Raw genomic sequence first — 15,533 nt, forward strand, 5'->3', positions numbered from 1 at the left:
GGGCAAGAGCGGAGATTCTAGAGGAGGCGCTCAGGGACGGGCCAACGAATTACCGGCGTCCCCGGCGGGCGCACCCGCGGGGCGGAGCATCTGTGCCGCTGCCAGCCGCCGGTACACCGGGCTGGAGACCAGGAGCTCCTCATGGCGCCCGCAGGCGGTGACCCGGCCCTCTTCCAGGACGACGATCCGGTCGGCGTGCTGGACCGTGGACAGCCGGTGCGCGATGACGAGCACCGCGCACTCCCGGGTGACGTCCCGCAGCGCGGCCGTGAGCGCGGCCTCGTTGAGGGCGTCGAGGTGGGAGGTGGGTTCGTCGAGGAGCAGCAGCGCGGGGCGGGTGAGCAGGGCCCGGGCCAGGGCGACGCGCTGGCGCTCACCGCCCGACAGGGTGCCGCCGTGCTCGCCGACGACGCCGTGCAGTCCGCCGGGCAGCCGCTCGGCCACCTGTTCGAGGCGGGCCAGCCGGACGACCCGGCGCACCTCGTCGTCCGTGGCGTCCGGGCAGCCGTAGGTGATGTTGTCGTGGAGCGTGCCCCGTACGACATGGCTGCCCTGGTCCACGAGCGCGAGCCGCGCCCGGCAGGCGTCGCGGCCGAGCTCCGGGGCGGGGCGACCGTGGAAGCGCAGGAGTCCGGCATCGGGCTCGTAGAACCGGGCGGCCAGCGCGAACACCGTGCTCTTGCCCGCCCCGGACAGGCCGACCAGGGCGACCTGCCCGCGCTGCGGCACCGAGAAGGAGACTCCGCGCAGGACCGGCAGGCCCGGCCGGTAGGCGAAGTGGACGTCGTGCAGCGCGAGGGCGGGTACGTCGGCGGGGGCGGGCGGGACCGGCCCGGCGGACGGCTCGCCGGGCTCGGCGGGCTCGGCGGGCAGCTGGAGGGTCTGTTCGACGCGGAGGTGGGCGCCCATGCCGCGCTGGATCAGGCCGGCCGCGCGGAACACCGAGGACAGGGGGACGACGAGATAGGAGGCGTACAGCAGGAACGCGACCAGTTCGCCCAGGGAGTGACCGCTGCCGTGCACGCGCAGACCGCCGACGACGAGGACCAGCAGGAAGGAACCCTGCACGGCGAGTTCGACGGCGCTGCTCATGAGCGCGGCGAACCGCGCGGTGCGCACCCCGGCGGCGCAGGCGTCGTCGATCCGGGCGCCGATGCGGGCGGCCTCACGCCGCTCCGCGCGGTACACCCGGACCATGGGCAGGGCGCCCAGGGCGCGTTCGAGGTCGGCGGCGACGGCGCCGACGGACGCCTGCAGGCGCTCGGAGGCGGCACGGATGCCCTGGAGCAGGAGGGTGACCATGGCCGCCGCCGTGGCCACGGTCGCCGCGACGAGCAGGAGCAGCAGCGGGTCGAGCCACGCCATCAGCGCGAGCGCGCCTGCCGAGACCAGGGTTCCGGTGACCAGGTCCACGAGAGCCTGCGAGACGACCTCGCGCAGCAGGGTGGTGTCGGCGGTCACGCGCGCGAGCAGGTCACCGCCGCGCTGCCGGTCGTACTCCCGCATCTCCAGGCGCAGCAGCCGCCCCACGAGGTTGTGGCGAAGGTGCCGTACGACACCTTCGCCGGTGCGCTCCAGCAGGAAGCGGCCGACGGCACCGGTGGCGGCCTCTGCGGCGAACAGGGCGGTGAGCAGCAACAGCGGGGGCCACAGTGGCTGGTGGCCGCCGCTCGCGTCCACCACCCGCCGGGCCAGCAGCGGCTGGGCGAGTCCCAGCGCGGAGGCCACCAGCGTCAGCACGGTGGCGAGCGCGATCGCACCGCGGTGCCGCGCGGTGAGCCGGCAGACGGCGCGGACCGCGGCCCGCGTGGACCGGTCGGTGTGGTCCTCGCCGTCGGCGGCCCGCTCGCTCGTCGTCATCGCCGCGCCGGCCCGATGGACATCAGGCGGGCGAAGTAGCCCTCGGGTGCGTCCTCGCCCACCGGCCGGCCGTCGGCCTCGATCCAGGCGTGGGCGGTGAACGGCGGTACGACGCGGACGCCCGTGCACCAGGTCGGCCAGGTGCCGCCGAGGCGGCACAGCAGAGCGGCCCCGAGGGAGCGGGGCAGGCAGCCCTTGGGTCCGGCGCAGCGCAGGCTCACGGCGCAGACGGCGTCGCGGGCGCGCTGGGCCTGTGCCGCGTCCGCGGGGGCGGCGCCGCGGCGGAGCAGACCGAGGACCGTGCGGATGCGGCGGGGCGGCAGCAGGGAGAGGACGACGGCCGGGACGAGGACGAGCCGGGCGGCGAGCCGGTGGCCGAGGGGCACGCCGTACGGCCGCTCGATGGCGCTGGGCGTGCTCATACGGCCAGCCCGGCGCCGCGCAACTGCTCCACCAGGGCGCTGACGTCGGCCCGCGCCCGCTCGGCGTCGACGTCGAACGTCTCCGTGACCGCCGCCGCCGCGGCCTCCTCGTCGCCGCCCGCCATCAGCTTGTCGATCACCAGGGTGGCGGTGGGGTTCAGCTCCCAGTACTCGCCCGAGCGCTGGTCGAGGAGGACGGTGCCGTAGTCGGTCTTGGCGGTGCAGACCTCGGCTCCGAACCGCAGTGCCATGGCCGCTTCCTTTCTGTGCCGGTGTTCTTCTGTCACTTCCGTACGCCGTGTGCCGTACGGTCCAGTGCGCGCAGCCACACCTCGGCGGCGATCGTCGAGTACAGGACGGCCTGGCGCAGCTGGCGGGTGGCGGGCCGTTCCGCCAGGCGGCGCAGGACGTCGCCGTCCACCAGGCCCAGCCGCTCCAGCCGCGAGCCCTCCCACAGCGCCATGAGGTCGCCGCGGTGCCGGCGCAGGCCGTCGGCCGCGTCCATGGCGGCGGCCGCCTTGTTGGTCCGCCGCAGGCACTCCTCGGGCACGATGCCGCGCATGGCCGCGGTCAGCAGCGGCTTGTACTGCCACGGGGAGACGCGTTCCTCGGGGCGGACGGCGAGGCAGGCCTCGATGACCCGGTCGTCGAGGAACGGCGAGGCCATGGGCAGCCCGTGGCGGGCGGCCATGTGGTCCCACTGCCGGATGATGCGGGTGCAGTCGCGGATCTGTTCCAGGTCGGCGTGCAGGCCCCGGTCGGGGTGCAGCGGACGCGCCCGCCGTGCGGCGGTGCGCAGCGCCGCACGTGCCAGGTGTTCCGCCTCGGGAGTCACCCACTCGAACAGCCGGGGGGGCATGCCCCAGCCGAGGCTGGTGGTCACGGCCGGGGCCAGCGGGTCGCGCAGGTGGTGCTCGGCGTCCGCGAGCCAGGCGCCGTAGGGCCGCGAGTCGGCCAGGGCGCCCAGCATGGGGCCGAGCGGCCACTGCCACAGCGCCCGGAAGCCGCGCAGTTGCCGCAGCGCGAACAGCGGGCGGCGCCGCGCCAGCCGGTGGTAGTACGCCTCGGAGCACCAGGCCACGTGGTCGCCGCCGATGCCGGTCAGGTGCACCCGGCTGCCCCGCTCGGCCATGGCGGGCAGGTGGTGCAGCACCCGGGCGCGGTCCATGACGCCGATGGTGGGCTCGTCCAGGACGTCGTCGATGCCGAGCAGGCCGGTGTAGACGAGCGGGGACTCCTCGGCGTCCCAGATCACGTGCTCGACCTCGGGCAGCGCGGCGGCGGCCCGCTCGGCCCAGTGCAGGTCGGTGTCGGCGGGGTCGCGTCCCGGCCAGGTGGAGGCGATGACACGGGCCGGCGAGCGGTCGGCGAGGAAGCAGATCGAGGTGGAGTCGAGGCCCCCGGACAGGTCGCAGCTGACGGCGCCGCCGTGCCGGGTGCGGGCGCCGACGGCCTCGGCGAGGACCTCGCGGACCCGGGGAGCGCCGGTGCGCAGGGGGACGACGGGTTCCGGGGGCGTCCACCACCGGGAGTGGCGTACGCCGTGTCCGTCCGGCGCGAGGACCAGCGCGTCGTGCGGGGCCACGGCGGTCACGCCGGGCCACAGCGGCTCGCCGAGCAGGGGGCCCGGGACCGGCCACAGCAGGCGCACCGCCAGCTGCTGCGGGTCCGGTTCGGCGCCGAGCGCGGCGGCGAGCACGTCGGCCCGGGTCGCGGCCACCCGGGTGCCGCCGATCTGTGCGTGGAAGACCAGCCGGAGTCCGGAGGCCGTGCCCTGCACGCGGATCCGGTCGTCGAGGGCGGCGGCGAGGTGGAAGCTGCCGGGCAGGGAGCGCACCCACGCGTCCAGGGCGGCGAGATCGCGCAGGGAGCGGGCCACCCGCTCCAGTTCCGTGGCCGTCACCGGGACGCAGCCGACGAGGGCGAGGGCGGCGGGGCCGACACGGACGCTGACGATCTCCTGGTCGTCCCAGTGGCCGACGAGCCACGGCCGGCCCGAGGCGTGGTCGAGGGTGCGCGTGCCGGGGCGGGCGAAGGAGCGGGCCACGGCGGCCGCGTCCGCGCGGTCGGTGAAGACCGCGAAGTGCGCGGCGCCGGGGCCCCTCTCCGCACGTACGTGCAGATCAGTCATGATGTCGGGTCAGAGACCTTCGCTGTTCCGTCCGTTCAGTTCTTGCTCAGGATGAGCCGGTCGTTGCCGTTCCGCTGCAGGAGCCCGGTCTCCTTGCGGAAGGAGCCCAGACGGACCAGGGTCGGCGCTTCGTATGCCTTCTTCATGACCTTTTCTCCTTCGGGGTTGCGTCCGCCCGTCGGGGGGCGGCTGGCACCAGATAGCCGCGTGGGCGAGCGGTGCCACAAGACCGAGGAGAACGGTCATATCGTCCGATAAAAGTGTGTGTTGGTGCAGTGTTCGGGCGTCGAACGGGGCCGATCCGCCGCCGGTGCGTGATCGCCGGCGCCCGGGCGGGCGACGGAGGAACGTTTCGAGATGCGTCCCGGGTCCGACGGCGCATCCGGGGCGCAGAAGGGGGCGCTGGGGGAGCCGCCGGGCGTAGGGCGTCACGGACCGTGATTCCGGCCCGGTGACCCCTAGGGGACGGGAGGCCCCCGAAGTAGGGGCCGCGGTCCACCCGGAGACCTACCCGGGGCCCTTCCGGATTGGCTCCGGAGACCGATGCGGGTCCTGTGCCCGGCGGTCCACCATGGAGACATGAGCGCAGCAACCATCTCTCCCATCCCCGTCCGGCCGCCGACCGGCGCCACAGCCGTGGACGGTCCGCATCACCACTTCCTCGGCAACGCCCTGCGCGCCGTCAAGGTCTTCGCGGAGGCCGCGTTCGGCGTGGTCATCCTCGGCGAGTACGGCGAGGAAGCGGGCGTACGCCGCAAGTAACCCCATAGGGTCGCATCCGTGGGGAAACGGATGCCGACACTCCTGCTCGCGGTCTCCCTGACCTTCTTCGTCACGCTGTGCCTCCTGCGGCACGCACCCATGGCCGACCTGCTGGTCTACCGCGCCGAGGGCGAGGCCGTGGTCCACGGCACCGATCTGTACGGCTTCACCGTCACCCGGTGGCGGCTCCCCGCGACCTACCCGCCCTTCGCGGCGGTCCTGTTCGTCCCGGCCGCCTGGCTCCCCCTCCCGGTCCTGAAGGCGGCCTTCCTCACGGGCAACACGCTGCTGCTCGCGACCCTGGTCGTCCTCTCGGCCCGCCTCGCGGGGCGAGCGGCCCCCGCACCCCTGCTCCGCACCGCGACGGCCCTGGCCCTCTGGCTCGAACCCGTCTTCCAGACCGTCCTGTTCGGCCAGATCAACCTGGCCGTCGCCTGCCTGGTCCTGTGGGACCTCACCCGCCGCCCGGGCGCCCGGGGCAGGGGCGTGGCCCTGGGCATCGCGACCGGCATCAAACTCACGCCGGCCGTGTTCGTCCTGTACCTGTTCCTGCGGGGCCGCGGACGGCAGGCGTGGACGGCGACGGCGTCCTGCACCGGCACGGCCCTGCTCGGCGCCCTGCTGCTCCCGGCCGCGAGCGCCGACTTCTGGACCCGGCGGGTGTACGACACCGGCCGGGTCGGCAAGGCGTGGATCGTGGACAACCAGTCCCTGCGGGGCCTGATCGCGCGGGCGCTCGGCACTCCGGCACCGGGCCTCGCCTGGGTGCTGGCCGCGGCGGCCGTGGCAGCGGCGGGCCTGGGCCTGGCGGCGCGCGTCCGCGAGGACCGGCACGGTGTGCTGCTCACCGCGTTCACGGCCCTGCTGATCTCACCGGTCAGCTGGTCCCACCACTGGGTGTGGTGCGTCCCGCTCCTCGTGGTGCTCCTCGCCGAGGGCCGCCTCCGCCTCGCCGCCCTGACGGCCACGGTCTTCACCGCCCGCACCCTCTGGCTGGTCCCGCACGAGGGCGACCGCGATCTCCACCTGCCCTGGTGGCAACAGCCGCTCGCGTCGCCGTACCCGTTGCTGGGGCTGGCGCTGATCGCGGCGATGGCCCTCCGGGCGGCTCAGCCGATGCCCTCCGCCAGGATCTCGTCGGCGTCCACGATCCGGTAGGCGTAGCCCTGCTCGGCCAGGAAGCGCTGGCGGTGCGCGGCGAAGTCCTGGTCGATGGTGTCGCGGGCGACGACCGAGTAGAAGTGCGCCTGGTGGCCGTCGGCCTTGGGGCGGAGCACCCGGCCGAGACGCTGGGCCTCCTCCTGCCGCGACCCGAACGTCCCCGACACCTGGACGGCGACCGTCGCCTCGGGCAGGTCGATGGAGAAGTTGGCGACCTTGGAGACGACGAGCACGCTGATCTCGCCCTCACGGAAGGCGTCGAAGAGCTTCTCGCGCTGGGCGTTGGAGGTCTCACCCTTGATGACGGGCGCGTTCAAGTGCTCGCCCAGCTCGTCCAGTTGGTCGATGTACTGCCCGATGACGAGGATCTGCTGGCCGGCGAACCGGCGGACGATCGCCTCGGTCACCCTCCGCTTGGTGTCCGTCGTCGCACAGAAGCGGTACTTCTCCTCCGTCTCGGCCGTCGCGTACGCGAGGCGCTCGGAGTCCGTCAGGTTCACCCGCACCTCGACGCAGTCGGCCGGCGCGATGTACCCCTGCGCCTCGATCTCCTTCCAGGGCGCGTCGAACCGCTTCGGCCCGATGAGGGAGAACACGTCCGACTCGCGGCCGTCCTCGCGGACGAGCGTCGCCGTCAGACCGAGCCGCCGCCGCGCCTGCAGGTCGGCGGTGAACTTGAAGACGGGAGCCGGCAGCAGGTGCACCTCGTCGTAGACGATCAGCCCCCAGTCCCGGGAGTCGAACAGCTCCAGGTGCGGATAGACACCCTTCCGCTTGGTCGTCAGCACCTGGTAGGTGGCGATGGTGACCGGCCGGATCTCCTTGCGGGTCCCGCTGTACTCACCGATCTCGTCCTCGGTCAGCGAGGTCCGCTTCACCAGCTCGTGCTTCCACTGCCGGGCCGAGACGGTGTTGGTGACCAGGATCAGCGTGGTCGACTTCGCCTGCGCCATGGACCCGGCGCCGACCAGCGTCTTTCCGGCACCACACGGGAGTACGACCACACCGCTGCCACCGTGCCAGAAGTTCTCCACGGCCTGCTTCTGGTACGGCCTGAGCGCCCAGCCGTCCTCCAGCAGCTCGATCGGATGCGCCTCACCGTCGACGTACCCGGCGAGGTCCTCGGCCGGCCAGCCCAGCTTCAGCAGCGTCTGCTTGATCTGCCCGCGCTCGGACGGGTGCACCACGACGGTGTCCGCGTCGATCCGCGCCCCGACCAGCGGGGCGATCCGCTTGGACTTCAGCACCTCCTCCAGCACCGGCCGGTCGGTGGTGGTCAGCACCAGCCCGTGCGCGGGGTGCTTGCTGAGCGTGAGCCGCCCGTACCGGTCCATCGTCTCGGCGATGTCCACGAGCAGGGCGTGCGGCACGGGGTAGCGGCTGTACTCCACGAGCGCGTCCACGACCTGCTCGGCGTCATGCCCGGCGGCCCGTGCGTTCCACAGACCCAGCGGAGTGACCCGGTAGGTGTGGATGTGCTCGGGTGCCCGCTCCAGCTCGGCGAACGGCGCGATGGCCCGCCGGCAGTCGTCGGCCCGCTCGTGGTCGACTTCCAGGAGCAGGGTCTTGTCGGACTGGACGATCAGTGGACCATTCACGCGCGGTACACCCTTTCCCTACGGCCAAACGTCCAGTGTGCCCTATGGGCCGATGATCAGGGCCGGTGCTCAGGGCCGGTGATCAGGGCCGGCGATCAGAGTTCAGTCCTCGGCCAGCTCCGCCACCCCCGTGATCCGGTGCAGCGGAAAGGTGCGTACCTCGTCCGCCGTGTGGTCGTACGCCGTGACGAAACCGCCCTCCACCTTGACCGGGGCGATGACGCGCTGGCTGGCGGTGCCCTCGGCGTTCACGTAGCCGATCCAGAGGGAGTCGCCGGTCAGAACGGCGGCCTGCATGGTGGCCAGCGTCTCGGCGGACGAGGTGCGGGGCAGTTCGCCCGCCGAGAGGGGGGCCGCGCCACCCGTCGGCTTGCGTGGGGCCGTGGCGGCCAGGTCGCCCGCCCGGATCGCCCGGATCGCCGCCGCGAGCAGGGTGGCGTCGGGTGCCGGGGGGCCGTCCGGGACCGGTTCGGGCGCGGTGCGCGCCGGGGTGCGGTGGGCGTGGGCGCGGGCGATCAGGACGTCACCCTCGGCGGACTCGGCGGCCGGGGCGAAGCCCATCGCGCGCAGGCCCTCCAGCAGGGTCGCCGGATCGGTCTGGGCGGCCAGCACGGTCGGGGCGAGCCGGCGCAGGCGCAGGGCCGCCGCCCGCTTGTCGGCCATGATCTCGTTCAGCAGGGCGTCGTCGTCGCAGCGCACGTACGCCGAGGCCGCGCCGACCCGGAGGTGACCGTGCTTGCGGGCCACGTCGTCGATCAGATAGGTGAGCGGCTGCGGGACCGGGGTGCGCGAGTGCGCGGCGAGGAAGGCGTGCAGGTCGGCGGCGCTGCGGCCGGCGTCCAGGGCGCGCCGCACCGAGGCCGGGCCGAAGCGGTACACCGTCGCGCCGCCCTTGGACTCGACGTCCGCGAGTACGCCCAGCACATCGGCGAGCGGACGCTGCAGCGGCCCCGGCGCCACCGCCGTCAGGTCGGCCTGGAGCAGCACGTGGTCCAGCGGTTCGGGGAGGAGCGGCGCAAGGAGCCGGGCGGCGGCGGCCGTCGCCACGGCCTGCTCGGCGGTCGAGAGCGGGGCGGGGCCGGCCGCCGGCCGGTGGTGATGGTGGACGGGCAGCTTGTCACCGGGGCCCGCGGGCTCGGCGGGCCGGGCCGGGCCGGCGGAGGCACGCGCGCCGACGGAGGTGAGGGCGGTCGCGGCGGCGGAGCCGGTCGCGCCGGGAGCGGGAGCCCCCGGTGCGGCGCCGGAGGTGCGGGAGCCCGCGCCCGAGGTGGCCCGCGAGCCCGTCCCCGCCGTCGGTACACCCAGCAGCGCCCGCCCGTGCGTGGACAGCGCGCCGCGCCCGGTGACGCCGAGCCGCTCCGCCTCGGCCATGGTCCAGCGGGCCAGCCGGGAGCGCAGGTCCTCCTCGCCGTCCGGCCGCTGGGGTCCGCGCAGCGGCCGTTCCCAGCGCAGCCGGGCCAGCACCGACTCGGGGTCCGGGGCCGCGCCCGCCGGCAGACCGGCCAGCAGGGTCAGCACCCGGTGCCGTACCTCGGGCGCGGCCGAGCGGTCCAGGCCCGGGCCGAGCGCGGCGAGTGTGCGGTCCTTCGCGTCCCGCGCGCCGACCAGCCCCGGCGTCCGGGTGGCCGTCAGCCAGGCCTCGGCCAGCCGGCCCCAGCGCTCGGCGGCGGGGCGTTCCAGCCACTCGTCGTAGCCGGGCGTGGCCGCGTACCGCTCGTCGGCCTCGCCGTCGGAGGCGATCAGGCCGGCCGCGTACGCCAGCTCCACCCAGAACGCGGCGACCGGCTCGGACACGTCCAGGGCGACGGCGGTCCGCTTCAGGTCACGGACGCTCAGCCCGCCGGCCCGCAGCACGGCCGGGCCGCCCTCGTCCCAGTCCTTCAGCAGCTCCTCGACGGTGGCGAGCGCGGTGTACGCCTGCCCGGCCGCCGTCGCGTCCACCACCTGCGGACCGTGCGTCGACGCCGGCTCCACGGCGGGCGGCAGCGGCTCCGGCGAGCGGTGGGCGCGCCCCTGACGCAGGTGCAGGGCCACCTCGCGGGGCAGGACGACCGTGCCGGGCGTGGACGGCAGCAGCAGGCCGCGGTCGAGCAGCCAGCGCAGATGCGCGGCCGGCTCCGGGGTGACCTGCCCGTACGGCGGCCCCCACACCAGCCGTGACAGCACCTCGCGGGCCGCCTCCGGCGCACCCGCGAGCAGCTTGCCCATCTTCTTGCGGTCGCCGAACAGCGCGCTGAGCGCGGCCACGGCGGACACCGAGTCGTGCGTCGAGGGCAGCCCGGCCGCCGTGACGATCTCCTGGATCCGGCCCGGCGACATCCCCGAGGAGGCCTCCTGCACGGTCGGGCCGAGACCGGTCGGGGAGGGGTGCTGGGGGGAGGGCGCGAGCAGCTCACGGGCGGTCCGCACCAGCCGCAGCCGTTCGTCGTCGCCCCACACCAGCGCCTGCTCGCGCAGGGTGGCGAGGGCGTGCGGCAGCGCGGCGGCGACCGTGTCGTCCCCGGCGTCCCCGGCCATCAGCCCGAGCAGCGTGTCGTACGACGCCGGGTCCGGGGCCACGGCCAGTGCCTCCGCGGTCTGCAGCGCGAACCGGTCCAGCCGCTCCAGCGCGCGCAGCACCGAGGCGCGGGTGCCGGCGCGGGTGGCCAGCTGGGTGAGGTCGGTCGGGACGGGCGTGATGAGGTCGGGGCGGCTGCGCAGCAGCGCGGCCAGGGAGACGTCGTCCCGCGCGCGGAGCGCCTCCGCGAGGGAACGAGGGGCTGGGTGGGCCGCTGGGCTCATCTGACCCACGGTAGCGGGTGAGTACGTTCCAGCCGAGCGAGCCGGTTTCCGGGCGGGGGGAAGCGGTACCGTCCTCACCGGGGTTTCATCGCCGTCGCCCCGGAGGGGTTCCGTTGGGGATCGAGAGCGACCAGGTCGTCTACGAGTATCTGAGCCGTGTCGGGGACATCGCTCAGCAGCGGCAGCTGCCGTCGGCCACGCGGATGCGGCTCGTGTCGGAGCTGCGCAACGAGATCGACCGGCACCGGGCCAGGGCGACCGTCGACAGTCCCGCCGCGGTCCGCCGCATCCTGGACGGCCTGGGCACCCCGGACGAGGTCGTCGAGGCGGCGGGCGGCACGCCCGGCACCGGCCGGGTCGCGCAGCCGGCCTCCGCCGCCGTGCCCGTACAGCCCGCGCCGCGCGAGCCGAAGCCGGAGCCGGCGGACGGGGAACGGCGCAGGGGGCTGCGCCGGGTCGTCCCACGGCCGCGCCCCGCCGGACCCGGACCCTCCGCCCCGCGCGACGCCGCGTCCCCGCCGCACCTCGCCCCCGCACACGAACTCGGGGACGGCGCCGGACAGGCCGACTGGTGGCGGGTGGGCACGAGCCCCTTCGGCGGTCCTGGCGGGCCGGCCGCCGAGACCGACTCGGTGCCGGGGTTCGTCGGCGGTGTGGAGATCCCGGAACTGCTCAGACGGCCGCCGAGGCCCAAGGAGGAGACGCAGGAGACGCAGGAGACGGCGAAGCCGGCCCCGAAGGCCCCGGCGCCGGAGCCGGAGGTCACGGAGGCCGGGCCCGCCCCCCGCCGCCGTCTGCTCCCGCGCCCCGCCGCCGGCTGGACCAACCCCCTGCTGCTGCTGGCCGCCGCCGCGCTGGTCGCCGGCGCGGTGCTCGGGAACTGGTTCGCCCTGATCCTGGGCTGGGCGATCGCCTACGGCTCCCGGCGGCTGACCCCCGCCGAGAGCAAGTGGGCCGTGATGGTCCTGCCGGGCGCCTCGGTCGCGGCGGGCCTGGTGTGGCTGTGGGGGAGGGTCAACGGCCGCTGGGGTTCACCGATCGCCCAGGGCCACATGAACGACGCGATCGCCGGGACGTGGCCCTGGGTGGTCCGCGGGGCGGCGGTGGCCTCGGCCCTGTACCTGGTGTGGCGTTCCCAGCGGAGACGGTGAGGCACCCCCAGGGCGCCGCCCGCCCGGCCCGAACCGCCAAGGGCACCCGCTGCGACAATGGCCCATATGACTTTCACCGTCGGCTTCGACCTCGACATGACCCTCATCGACTCCCGGCCGGGCATCCACGCGTGCTACGTGGCACTGGCGGAGCGGACCGGGACGTACATCGACGCCGATCTGGCGGTGACCCGGCTCGGTCCGCCGCTCGTCGAGGAGCTGGTCAACTGGTTCCCGCAGGAGCAGGTGAGCGCCATGGCCGCCCTGTACCGGGAGATGTACCCGTCGATCGCCATCACCGCGACGCCCGCCATGGACGGCGCCCGGGAGGCGATGGACGCGGTCCGTGCGGCCGGCGGACGCACGATGGTGGTCACGGCGAAGTACGAGCCCAACGCCAAGCTGCACCTGGCCCACCTCGGCATCGAGCCGGACGTGGTCGTGGGCGACCTGTGGGCGGAGCAGAAGGCGGAGGCGCTGCGCGAGTACGGCGCGGGCGTGTACGTCGGCGACCACGTCGGGGACGTGCGCGGGGCCCGTACGGCACAGGCGCTGTCGGTCGCCGTGGCGACCGGGCCCTGCAGCACCGGCGAACTGCGCGCCGCCGGGGCGGACGTCGTCCTGGAGGGCCTGTCCGCCTTCCCGGCGTGGCTGGCCGGTTACCGCGAGGCCGACGCGTCCCGCGCCTGACGGCGGCCCGCGAGCACCTGGCGCAGCACACCCGCGCCGGCCAGCAGGAAACCGACGCCCATGAGCATGCTCATGCAGTACATGTACGTCGGAAATGACTTTCCGCCGAGGAACAGCGGTGCCACCGTGACCAGAGTGGCCGCGGCGCCGATGAAGAAGACGATCGCACCGGCGCGGATCAGCCCGTCACCGGGCGCGGCGGAATTCGTTTGGGTTTTGTCACGCACCGGACCAGGGTAGTTCCCAGCGCGAGAGAACAACCGGGGGACGTCTTGTCACCCGCCCCGAGACCATTAGCCTTGGTAGCGGCGGGTCATGGGCGACCCGCTCTACTGCTATCAAGAGCACTTTCGCAGCAGTGAGCAGTAGCAGTTCCCCCGACTAGTACGAGGACGAGGACAGACGGTGCCGACCGGGCGTGTCAAATGGTTCAACAGCGAGAAGGGCTTCGGCTTTCTCTCCCGCGACGACGGCGGTGACGTCTTCGTCCATTCCTCGGTTCTCCCCGCCGGAGTCGATGCACTCAAGCCGGGACAGCGCGTGGAGTTCGGCGTCGTCGCCGGTCAGCGCGGTGACCAGGCGCTGTCGGTGACCGTGCTGGAGCCGGCGCCGTCGGTCGCCGCCGCCCAGCGCAAGAAGCCCGACGAGCTGGCCTCGATCGTGCAGGACCTGACGACCCTCCTCGAGAACATCACGCCGATGCTCGAGAAGGGCCGCTACCCGGACAAGGCGGCCGGCAAGAAGATCGCCGGTCTGCTGCGGGCGGTCGCCGACCAGCTGGACGTGTAGCGACAGGACCCGTCAGGGGAACGCGAGCGCATCCGGGCCGAGGGGCGGTACGAGCCCCTCGGCCGCCGCGCGTGTGAGCAGGCCGCGGATCGCGGCGTAGCCGTCCTCCCCGAGGCCGGCGGTGAACTCGTTCACGTACAGGCCGATGTGCTGGTCCGCCACGGCCGGGTCCATCTCCTGGGCGTGGGCCATGACGTACGGCCGCGACGCCTCGGGGTCGTCCCAGGCGGCCCGTACGGAGGCGCGGACGGAGTCGGCGAGCCGGATCAGGGTGTCCGCGCCCAGCGAGCGCTTGGCGATGATCGCGCCGAGCGGGATCGGCAGCCCGGTGGTCCGCTCCCAGTGCTCGCCCATGTCGGCGAGCTTGTGCAGCCCGTAGTTCCGGTAGGTGAACCGGGCCTCGTGGATGACCAGACCGGCGTCCACCTTGCCGTCCCGCACGGCCGGCATGATCTCGTGGAACGGCATGACGACGATCTCGCCGACCGCGCCGCCGGGCAGGGTGTCCGCCGCCCAGAGGCGGAAGAGGAGGTAGGCGGTCGACTTCTCGCTCGGGACCGCGACGGTGCCGCCCGCCAGATCGACGTCCGGCTCCCGGGTGAGCACCAGCGGCCCGCAGCCCCGCCCCAGCGCACCGCCGCACGGCAGCAGCGCGTAGTCGCCGAGGACGTACGGCAGGACGGCGTACGACACCTTCAGCACGTCGAACTCGCCGCGCTCGGCCATGCCGTTGGTGAGGTCGATGTCGGCGAAGGTCACGTCCAGCGCGGGGGCGCCGGGGACGCGGCCGTGCGCGAGGGCGTCGAAGACGAAGGTGTCGTTCGGGCAGGGGGAGTACGCGATCTGCAGAGGCTCACTGGTCATACGGTGTCCAACTCTCCAATACGGGCGCGAGCTTCCCGAACGCCTCGGTGAGCGCGGTGAGGGCGTCGCCGATGCGCCAGGCGGAGCGGTCGCGCGGGCCGACCGGGTTGGAGACCGCGCGGATCTCCAGCACCGGCACACCGTGCGCGGCGGCCGCCTCCGCCACCCCGAACCCCTCCATGCCCTCGGCGAGCGCGCCGGGGTGCCGCTCGCGCAGGGCGGCGGCGCGGGTGGCGGTGCCGGTGACGGTGGAGACGGTGAGGACCGTGCCGGTGCGGGCGCCGGTCGCCTCGGCCACGGCGCGTACGACGGACCGCGGCGGTCGGTGGGTGACGGTCCCGAAGCCCAGCTCGGTGACCGGAAGGAAGCCGTCGGCGGTCTCGGCGCCCAGGTCGGCCACGGTGATCGCGTCGGCGACGACGAGCGAGCCGACGGGCGCCTCGGGCGGGAAGCCGCCGCCGATCCCGGCCGAGACGACCAGGTCGTACGGGGCGCCCCCGAGGGCGGCGGCGGTCAGGGCGCCGGCCGTGGAGGCGGCGGCGAGGGCCGGTCCGACCCCGGCGGCGAGCAGGTCCCAGCCGCCGGCGGTACGGCACAGGAGCGCGCCGGGGAGCCGTACGTCGGTCACGGCCCCGGGGAACGCCCGTGCCACCGCGTCCCGCTCGAGGGGGACGGCGGTGGCCACCAGGACTCGTCCGACGCCCACGGAAGCCGTGATCAGGCCTTCTTCAGCTTGAACGACCACATGCCCTGGTTGGACTTCGCGCCCATCCGGATCGTGACCGTGTTGGTGTCGCCCTGGGTGCCGTACTGCTGGTTGAAGAACGCGCTGCCCGGGATGGTGCGGTAGGTCTTCTTGCTGACGTCCGTGAACTGCTGGCCGTTCACGAGGATGACCCAGCCGGCGTCCGCGATCTTCGGGTCGACACCGAAGCGGACCGTCTGGTCCGGATCGACCTTGATCGACTCGGCCTTGCCGACGTTCTTGATGCACTGCGCCAGCGACTTGGCGTCCAGCGCCTTGCCGTCGTTGTAGCACATGGCCTCGGAGTTGACCGAGTCCTTGCCGACCGTGACGGTCGAGACGGGCGTCGGCTTCTCGCAGGCGGACAGGACGAGCAGTCCGGCGGATACGGCGCCGGCAACGGCGACGGCGCGGCGGCGTCGCCCAGCGCGTTGTACATCAGCGGCTTCGCCGCGGGGCAGCGTGGTCATGGCCGAAGGCTATCGGGCGCCCCGAGCCCTCCGCCCACGTGGGGTGCGGCGTGCCCGGTTCGTTACGCCAGCCGGTCCTGCGGGCCGGACACCCGTGTCCGGTTTGTGC

General features: G+C 74.2%; 16 protein-coding genes. 5 read left to right on the plus strand and 11 right to left on the minus strand.

Features of this window, described 5'->3' with window-relative positions:
* Positions 1-30 precede the first annotated feature (30 nt).
* From ACZ7HQ_RS19405 to ACZ7HQ_RS19425, 5 genes are read right to left on the minus strand one after another with little or no spacing between them, the layout of a single operon-like run.
* On the minus strand, positions 31-1,860 hold the full coding sequence (locus ACZ7HQ_RS19405) for an ABC transporter ATP-binding protein (protein WP_470991040.1): 1,830 nt from the start codon (positions 1,858-1,860) through the stop codon (positions 31-33).
* Entirely contained in the window at positions 1,857-2,282 is a 426-nt protein-coding gene (locus ACZ7HQ_RS19410) for a lasso peptide biosynthesis B2 protein (protein WP_470991042.1), read from the minus strand. Before ACZ7HQ_RS19410 ends, ACZ7HQ_RS19405 begins: the two co-directional genes overlap by 4 nt.
* The gene (locus ACZ7HQ_RS19415; protein ID WP_470991044.1) at positions 2,279-2,533 is read right to left on the minus strand and encodes a lasso peptide biosynthesis PqqD family chaperone; all 255 of its coding nucleotides are present in this window, start codon (positions 2,531-2,533) and stop codon (positions 2,279-2,281) included. Before ACZ7HQ_RS19415 ends, ACZ7HQ_RS19410 begins: the two co-directional genes overlap by 4 nt.
* A gap of 32 nt (positions 2,534-2,565) precedes the next feature.
* Positions 2,566-4,413 carry a lasso peptide isopeptide bond-forming cyclase gene (locus ACZ7HQ_RS19420; protein WP_470991046.1) on the minus strand — a complete coding sequence of 616 codons (1,848 nt, stop codon included), beginning with the start codon at positions 4,411-4,413 and terminating at the stop codon, positions 2,566-2,568.
* Positions 4,414-4,448: 35 nt separating this feature from the next.
* Positions 4,449-4,559, minus strand: coding sequence for a keywimysin-related RiPP (locus tag ACZ7HQ_RS19425; RefSeq protein WP_470991048.1), 111 nt, complete (start codon positions 4,557-4,559; stop codon positions 4,449-4,451).
* 433 nt (positions 4,560-4,992) lie between these two features.
* Here ACZ7HQ_RS19425 and ACZ7HQ_RS19430 point away from each other — a divergent pair, with 433 nt between their 5' ends.
* Both ACZ7HQ_RS19430 and ACZ7HQ_RS19435 read left to right on the plus strand, forming a co-directional pair.
* Entirely contained in the window at positions 4,993-5,175 is a 183-nt protein-coding gene (locus ACZ7HQ_RS19430; protein ID WP_470991050.1) for a hypothetical protein, read from the plus strand.
* Between the two features lie 30 nt (positions 5,176-5,205).
* Positions 5,206-6,333, plus strand: a complete 1,128-nt coding sequence (locus ACZ7HQ_RS19435) for a glycosyltransferase 87 family protein (protein ID WP_470991052.1) — start codon at positions 5,206-5,208, stop codon at positions 6,331-6,333.
* Here ACZ7HQ_RS19435 and ACZ7HQ_RS19440 read toward each other — a convergent pair.
* Both ACZ7HQ_RS19440 and ACZ7HQ_RS19445 read right to left on the minus strand, forming a co-directional pair.
* Complete coding sequence (locus tag ACZ7HQ_RS19440) at positions 6,285-7,934, minus strand: DNA repair helicase XPB (RefSeq protein ID WP_470991054.1); 1,650 nt, start codon at positions 7,932-7,934, stop codon at positions 6,285-6,287. The genes ACZ7HQ_RS19435 and ACZ7HQ_RS19440 overlap by 49 nt on opposite strands.
* 102 nt (positions 7,935-8,036) lie before the next feature.
* A complete protein-coding gene (locus ACZ7HQ_RS19445) occupies positions 8,037-10,715 on the minus strand; it encodes a helicase-associated domain-containing protein (protein ID WP_470991056.1) in 2,679 nt (892 codons plus the stop codon).
* A 113-nt stretch (positions 10,716-10,828) separates the two neighbouring features.
* Here ACZ7HQ_RS19445 and ACZ7HQ_RS19450 point away from each other — a divergent pair, with 113 nt between their 5' ends.
* The gene (locus tag ACZ7HQ_RS19450) at positions 10,829-11,866 is read left to right on the plus strand and encodes a hypothetical protein (protein ID WP_470991058.1); all 1,038 of its coding nucleotides are present in this window, start codon (positions 10,829-10,831) and stop codon (positions 11,864-11,866) included.
* Positions 11,867-11,932: 66 nt separating this feature from the next.
* Positions 11,933-12,556: an HAD family hydrolase gene (locus tag ACZ7HQ_RS19455; RefSeq protein WP_470991060.1), complete on the plus strand. Its 624-nt coding sequence runs from the start codon at positions 11,933-11,935 to the stop codon at positions 12,554-12,556.
* Here ACZ7HQ_RS19455 and ACZ7HQ_RS19460 read toward each other — a convergent pair.
* Positions 12,526-12,783, minus strand: a complete 258-nt coding sequence (locus ACZ7HQ_RS19460; protein ID WP_470991062.1) for a hypothetical protein — start codon at positions 12,781-12,783, stop codon at positions 12,526-12,528. The two genes, ACZ7HQ_RS19455 and ACZ7HQ_RS19460, sit on opposite strands and share 31 nt — an antisense overlap.
* A gap of 178 nt (positions 12,784-12,961) precedes the next feature.
* Between ACZ7HQ_RS19460 and ACZ7HQ_RS19465 the strand changes: the two genes are divergently transcribed.
* Positions 12,962-13,345, plus strand: a complete 384-nt coding sequence (locus ACZ7HQ_RS19465) for a cold-shock protein (RefSeq protein ID WP_470991064.1) — start codon at positions 12,962-12,964, stop codon at positions 13,343-13,345.
* 12 nt (positions 13,346-13,357) lie between these two features.
* Here ACZ7HQ_RS19465 and ACZ7HQ_RS19470 read toward each other — a convergent pair whose 3' ends face one another.
* From ACZ7HQ_RS19470 to ACZ7HQ_RS19480, 3 genes are read right to left on the minus strand one after another with little or no spacing between them, the layout of a single operon-like run.
* Positions 13,358-14,209, minus strand: coding sequence for a 1,4-dihydroxy-6-naphthoate synthase (locus ACZ7HQ_RS19470; RefSeq protein ID WP_470991066.1), 852 nt, complete (start codon positions 14,207-14,209; stop codon positions 13,358-13,360).
* Positions 14,199-14,954 carry a futalosine hydrolase gene (locus ACZ7HQ_RS19475; RefSeq protein WP_470991068.1) on the minus strand — a complete coding sequence of 252 codons (756 nt, stop codon included), beginning with the start codon at positions 14,952-14,954 and terminating at the stop codon, positions 14,199-14,201. The genes ACZ7HQ_RS19470 and ACZ7HQ_RS19475 overlap by 11 nt, the downstream gene beginning before the upstream one ends.
* Complete coding sequence (locus tag ACZ7HQ_RS19480) at positions 14,927-15,424, minus strand: DUF2771 domain-containing protein (protein WP_470991070.1); 498 nt, start codon at positions 15,422-15,424, stop codon at positions 14,927-14,929. The genes ACZ7HQ_RS19475 and ACZ7HQ_RS19480 overlap by 28 nt, the downstream gene beginning before the upstream one ends.
* Between the last annotated feature and the right edge of the window lie 109 nt (positions 15,425-15,533).

Source organism: Streptomyces sp. NPDC037290, assembly GCF_055603245.1.

What these genes read in the sequence shown, in the direction of transcription:
- ACZ7HQ_RS19435 (WP_470991052.1), top strand. Translation starts at nt 5,206, where the DNA reads ATGCCGACACTCCTGCTCGCGGTCTCCCTGACCTTCTTCGTCACGCTG.
- ACZ7HQ_RS19480 (WP_470991070.1), bottom strand. Translation starts at nt 15,424, where the DNA reads ATGACCACGCTGCCCCGCGGCGAAGCCGCTGATGTACAACGCGCTGGG.
- ACZ7HQ_RS19420 (WP_470991046.1), bottom strand. Translation starts at nt 4,413, where the DNA reads ATGACTGATCTGCACGTACGTGCGGAGAGGGGCCCCGGCGCCGCGCAC.
- ACZ7HQ_RS19415 (WP_470991044.1), bottom strand. Translation starts at nt 2,533, where the DNA reads ATGGCACTGCGGTTCGGAGCCGAGGTCTGCACCGCCAAGACCGACTAC.
- ACZ7HQ_RS19455 (WP_470991060.1), top strand. Translation starts at nt 11,933, where the DNA reads ATGACTTTCACCGTCGGCTTCGACCTCGACATGACCCTCATCGACTCC.
- ACZ7HQ_RS19410 (WP_470991042.1), bottom strand. Translation starts at nt 2,282, where the DNA reads ATGAGCACGCCCAGCGCCATCGAGCGGCCGTACGGCGTGCCCCTCGGC.
- ACZ7HQ_RS19430 (WP_470991050.1), top strand. Translation starts at nt 4,993, where the DNA reads ATGAGCGCAGCAACCATCTCTCCCATCCCCGTCCGGCCGCCGACCGGC.
- ACZ7HQ_RS19470 (WP_470991066.1), bottom strand. Translation starts at nt 14,209, where the DNA reads ATGACCAGTGAGCCTCTGCAGATCGCGTACTCCCCCTGCCCGAACGAC.
- ACZ7HQ_RS19425 (WP_470991048.1), bottom strand. Translation starts at nt 4,559, where the DNA reads ATGAAGAAGGCATACGAAGCGCCGACCCTGGTCCGTCTGGGCTCCTTC.
- ACZ7HQ_RS19405 (WP_470991040.1), bottom strand. Translation starts at nt 1,860, where the DNA reads ATGACGACGAGCGAGCGGGCCGCCGACGGCGAGGACCACACCGACCGG.
- ACZ7HQ_RS19445 (WP_470991056.1), bottom strand. Translation starts at nt 10,715, where the DNA reads ATGAGCCCAGCGGCCCACCCAGCCCCTCGTTCCCTCGCGGAGGCGCTC.